The sequence below is a fragment of the Accumulibacter sp. genome (assembly GCF_032229525.1).
In the GTDB taxonomy this organism is placed as follows: domain Bacteria; phylum Pseudomonadota; class Gammaproteobacteria; order Burkholderiales; family Rhodocyclaceae; genus Accumulibacter.
Map to the genome: position 1 here is coordinate 1661 of NZ_JAVTWB010000177.1, position 5053 is coordinate 6713.

Sequence of the window (5053 nt, forward strand, 5' to 3'; positions counted from 1 at the left end):
CTTTCAATCTGAAATGCGTGGGCTCCGGTATTTCGATGCGTCAAAAGGTTAATCACTCTGACCCCTTTTAGCTCTCTTTCGCCGCCGGGTTAGCCGACATTTTTCACCCCGTGACACCACCGAACTTTTTTGCCGCTATTGCATGGGCACGGCGTATATGCTCCTATGGGTGCGGCAATGCTAAGAATCTGTGGAAAGAGCAAAGCCTGTCTTTCTTTAATTGAGTTGTACTCGTCAGCCTCGGAGTTTGTGAGTTTGATTTCGCCATGCTGATCGGCGCGAGCACCGCGATTTATCAATTCGAATTCGCGATCAAAGGTAGCGAAGTACTCAGTTACGCACGGATCGTTAGATATGGAGCGCCGAATGTTGTTTATCTGGCGCCCCGAATACACCGCATCTTTAGAGGGAAGAAAGAGTATTCGGCCTACTGAGTGGTTCTTGGGGGTTACATCAATAAGTTCTTCCGTGGGAGATGACCACACAACATGAAACTCGGCTTCTACGAACACACCAGGAAATTCCCATAGGGACCAACCAAATAGCGCGTCACCCCCCTCTCGTGAGACTGTGGCCTCAACAAGCGGAAAACACTCATTTGCTGGAGCGCCTTCTATGGGCTTAGCTGAAACGTAGATTGGCTCGACGCTCGGGGCCAACGAGGCGCATAAGCTGGCAAGCTCGCGACTGACTTCAGCAGGAGTAACAGGGTGGAGATAGCGGCTCATGTGGGCTAACGAATAGCGTTTATCTGCCGCCCCGAAAGCGCCGGTTCAACCGCTGGCGGCTTGCGGCAGATAAACCTTGTTGGACTGAACCGCCACGATGGCGGTCGCTATGGGGATTGTAAGGCTGGACGGCCCGAAGTCAATCGTTTAGCATGACGCCGGCCGGTAGCCGGCTGCTCATGAACCGAATCTCGCCCGAAAGCGCAAAACACTTCTTTTGGAGATACGTTTGGAGCCCCATCAGCGTCCGCTGTTGCAAGCCAGCACAAGACGCTGCGTTTGATGTAGTTAAGTACGTCGTCTGTAAGCATGGCTGAAAGGAAGAGTCGCGCGATTTTAGGTCTGAGACGCCCAACGTTTGAGTTCAGGGACGCTGCGCGGCTTCATCGCGCAGCGTCCCCTGGAACGATTGGTTGGGCATCGGCAGAATACTTGGCAACCAAGAGTTTTATCTCAGGGAGAATTTTCGAGTCCCAGTTCTTCGTGCCATAGAACTTTGCAACACGAACCTTGTTGACGTAGAAACCCCAGCCTGGGCGGCCGAGAGTCTTTTCCTCACCACTGTCTACGCGCTCCTTGATCCATCTGATATCGGGCGGGAAGTCATCAGTGGTGTACGGGTCGGCCAGCCGTTGATTCTTGATTACACGGTATGTGAGCTTCTTGAACTCAGCCGACTTTTTAAGACTTTCCTCCATACCCGACATTGAGCTTTCCCAATAGGTGCACCATTTACAGTCCTTGGAACTCCAGTACACCAGTAATATTTCTGGCTTTGATGCCAATTGGGTTTCTGCAAGAGATGCTGCCTGAAAACCGATTCCAGCGAAAAATATAATCAGAACTGCGGTGAAACGATTCATAACACCTCCTGTGTGGATGCCCAAGAAATAGCGTTTATCTGCCGCCCCGAAAGCGCCCGGTTCAACCGTTGGCGGCTCGCGGCAGATAAACCTTGTTGGACTGAACCGCCGTGATGGCGGTCGCTGTGGGGATTGTAAGGCTGGACGGCCCGAAGTCAATCGTTTGGCATGAAGCGCCCAAGCCGACCGAGGCTCTTCGACGGACAGCACAGCTGGCGGCAGGTCGAGCGCGGCACGTGCGGCAGCCCGCGCTGCCGTCCCACGCCTACAGACCCGCCAGCGCCGCCACCCAGGCCTCGGCAGTCGGCCGCACCAGTTCCAAGATGGGCATCGGATAGACCCCGACTACCAGAATCAGCGCCGCCGGGGCCAGCAGTAGTGCCAGTTCCCGCGGCAACAAGTCCTGCCCGGCGGCCACGTCGGCGTTGCGCGGCGGCCCCAGGAAGGCGCGCCGAAAAGGTGCCAGGAAGGCTGCGGCGGCGAGCACCGTACCGAACAGCGCGGCGAGGCCGGCGCCGGTGTGGCTGTGCAGCGCGGCGACAATGATCAGCAGTTCGCCGGGGAAGCCGCTGGTTCCCGGCAGGCCGATGCCGGCCAGCCCGAAGAGCAGGAAGAAGCCCGACAGCAAGGGCATGCTGCGCATCACGCCGCCGAGTTGCGCGATGTCGGTCGAGCCGGTGCGCCGCTGCAGAAAGGCCAGCACCAGGAAACCGCCACCGGCGGCGACGCTGAAATTGAGCAGTTGCAGCAACGCCCCCTGCAGCGCCGAGGCTGAGAAGGTTGCCAGGGCGAGGACCACCAGGCCGACGTGCGACAGGCTGGTGTAGGCCAGCATGCCGCGCAGATTGCTGTGCGCGAGGGCGGCCACCGCGCCGTAGAGGATGGCCAGGGTGCCGAGGCCGGCGATCAACCAGTGCAGATTGCTGGCGGCGATCGGCGCCAGCGGAATGGCCAGGCGGATCAGCCCGTAGGCACCGAGCTTAAGGCCGACGATCAGCGCGGTGACCGCGGCCGGCGCGCCCATGGCCAGCGACGGCAGCCAGGTGTGCAGCGGCACCAGCGGCACCTTGGCGGCAAAGCCGACCAGCAGCAGCAGAAACACGGCGTACTGCATGCCTTCCGGCAGCGGCGCCGCGAGCAGGGTCGGCAGGTCGAAGACCAGCGCAGCATCGCCGGCATGGCCGGCATGGCCGAAAACCAGCGCCAGCAGGCCGAACAACAGCGGCACGCCGCTCGCCAGCATGACCAGGAAGTAGCGCACGGCCGCCGTCTGCCGGCCGGCGCCGATGCCCCACAGGCTGACCAGAAAATACAACGGCAAGAGGGTGAATTCCCAGCAGAAAAAGAACAGGATGGTGTCGAGCGCGCAGAAAACGCCGAGCGTCGCCGCTTCCAGCAACAGCAGCAGGGCGAAGTACAAGCCGGGAGGCAAAGGCGAGGCCGTGGCACAAACGCGCCAGCCAGCGACCACCGCGCCGCAGAAGAGCAGCGCCGTCGCCGGCAGGAAGAGCAGCGAGATGCCGTCGACGCCGACCAGATAGCGGATGTTCAGCCCGGCGATCCAGCTCGCCGAGTCGATCAGCTGGAAGTCGGGGTCGGCGCCGTCGAAGGCGACGACGATCAGCAGCGATAGCAGCAGGGTGAGCACGGCGGTGCTCAGCGCGATCCACTGCGCCCAGGGTGCGCGACGCAGTAGCGTGGCAGCCAGCGCGCCGAGCACCGGCAGCGCCAGAAGGGTGCTCAACAGTGGCCAGGATGCCAGCTCAGCCATGTTCGAAATAGGCGGCCAGCGCCTGCGTTGCGGTGTCGGTCAGTTGCAGCCACGGCTCCGGGAAGAAACCGGCGACCAGCAGGACCAGCAGCGTCGTGCCGCCGACGAAGTACTCCATGACACTGGTGCGGGCGATTCTGCGCGCCGGCAAATCCTTCGGCCGCGGCGCCAGAAAAGCACGCTGGAAAGCCCACAGCAGGAAACCGGCGGCAGCGACGTTGCCGAGCGCCGTGGCGATCGTCGGCAAGGCGCCGAAGGTCTCGATAGACGCTTCAAGCACCAGGTGCACGGCATCGAAACCCGGCGTCCCCGGCATGCCGAGCAGCGCCAGGCCACCGATCAGGAAGGCGATGGCGATGAACGGCACGCGGTCGAACAGGCCGCCCAGGCGGTCGAGGTTGGTGGTGCCGGCGCGGCGGTAGACGTAGCCGATCATCATCAGCATGACAGTGATCGCCAGCCCGAAGTTCACCGCCAGCAGCAGCGCGCCCTGCAAGCCGGCCGGGTGCAGGGTAAACAGGCCGATGACGATCAGGCTGGTGTGGCTGACGACGGCAAAGGCCATCAGGCGGCGCAGGTTCGCCTGGCGGAAGGCGAGCACCGCGGCATAGAAGACGCCGACCATGGCGAAGGCCACGACGTACTTCTGCCAGATGACCACTGCCTCGGCGGTCAGCGGCAGCACGAAGCGCGCCATGCCGTAGATGCCGACCTTGACCCCCAGCAACAGCACCGGACCGACGGCGACCAGCCCGTAGCCGGCCGAATTGGGCAACCAGCCATGCAGCGGAAACAAGGGTGTGCGGATCGCCAGGCCGTAGAACAGCAGGTAGAATGCCGCCGACTGGTACTTGCCGATCTGCGGCGTCGCCAGCAGATCGAAGAGGTCGAAGCTCCACCCACCACCGCCCCCGTCGACGTGGCTCCAGACCAGGACCACCGCCCCGGCGACGAACAGACACCAGCCGAACAGCTGGTACTGCAGGAAGCGCGACAAGGCCAGCTTTTCCTCGTTGGCCGAGGCCCAGCGCCAGAGCAGGTAGCCGATCAACGCCAACTGCACCGCCGAGGCGCCGGCAAACCACAACAGGTTCATCGTCGTCAGCATGGTCATCAGCGAAGATTCGATGACCAGCAGGACGGCAAGCAGATGCACTGGCGTCACCTGCTGCCGGGCCATGCCGTAGAAGGAAAGCAGGACACCGAGCAGCGCGCTGAGCAGGATGAAGAGCACGCTGATGCCGTCGACGGCGGCATGGTAGGCAAACACATCGGGCCGCTCGGCGAACTGCATGACCGACGTCGTCACCTCGATGCGCGCGTAGAGGTCGAGCGCCACCAGCAGTTCGGCGACCGCAAACAGGCGGCCGATGGCCACCGCCCAACGCCCGTTGCGAATGACCATCAGTAGCAGCGCGCCGGCCAGCGGCAGACACTGCAGCGTCGCCAACATCGGGTAGTGCGCCAGCGCGCTCCAGTGCACTTCGTTCACAGGATCACCACGAAAGTCGCCATCACCATCAGCATCAGGTAGCGCGGTTGTTCGAGCAGCGACTCAATGGCATCCGCGTAACGGCCCAGGCGCCGCAGCGGCTCGGTGATCGAGGCGTCGCCGCTGAGCAGCAGGTGATCCTCAAGCCACTGCAAGCGCTCGGCGAAAGCGCACAGCGCCCGGCCGGCCAGACCATGGC

The 5053-nt window shown here is 62.3% G+C and carries 5 protein-coding genes and 1 pseudogene; all 6 read right to left on the bottom strand.

Going from position 1 to position 5053, the window contains the following annotated elements; genetic code table 11:
- Positions 1–89: 89 nt before the first annotated feature.
- Positions 90–728, bottom strand: coding sequence for a hypothetical protein (locus tag RUW20_RS13735; RefSeq protein WP_313952800.1), 639 nt, complete (start codon positions 726–728; stop codon positions 90–92).
- 107 nt (positions 729–835) lie between these two features.
- Positions 836–1039, bottom strand: a complete 204-nt coding sequence (locus tag RUW20_RS13740) for a pyridoxamine 5'-phosphate oxidase family protein (RefSeq protein ID WP_313952801.1) — start codon at positions 1037–1039, stop codon at positions 836–838.
- Positions 1040–1111: 72 nt separating this feature from the next.
- Positions 1112–1591 (bottom strand): hypothetical protein, encoded by a 480-nt coding sequence (locus RUW20_RS13745; protein ID WP_313952802.1) that lies wholly within the window; start codon positions 1589–1591, stop codon positions 1112–1114.
- Positions 1592–1856: 265 nt separating this feature from the next.
- Positions 1857–3335 (bottom strand): NADH-quinone oxidoreductase subunit M, encoded by a 1479-nt coding sequence (locus RUW20_RS13750; RefSeq protein WP_313952803.1) that lies wholly within the window; start codon positions 3333–3335, stop codon positions 1857–1859.
- Between the two features lie 19 nt (positions 3336–3354).
- On the bottom strand, positions 3355–4854 hold the full coding sequence (locus tag RUW20_RS13755) for an NADH-quinone oxidoreductase subunit M (RefSeq protein WP_313952804.1): 1500 nt from the start codon (positions 4852–4854) through the stop codon (positions 3355–3357).
- Positions 4851–5053 (bottom strand): annotated as a pseudogene (locus tag RUW20_RS13760) (hypothetical protein); the annotation flags it as partial. The pseudogene RUW20_RS13760 and the gene RUW20_RS13755, both read right to left, overlap by 4 nt.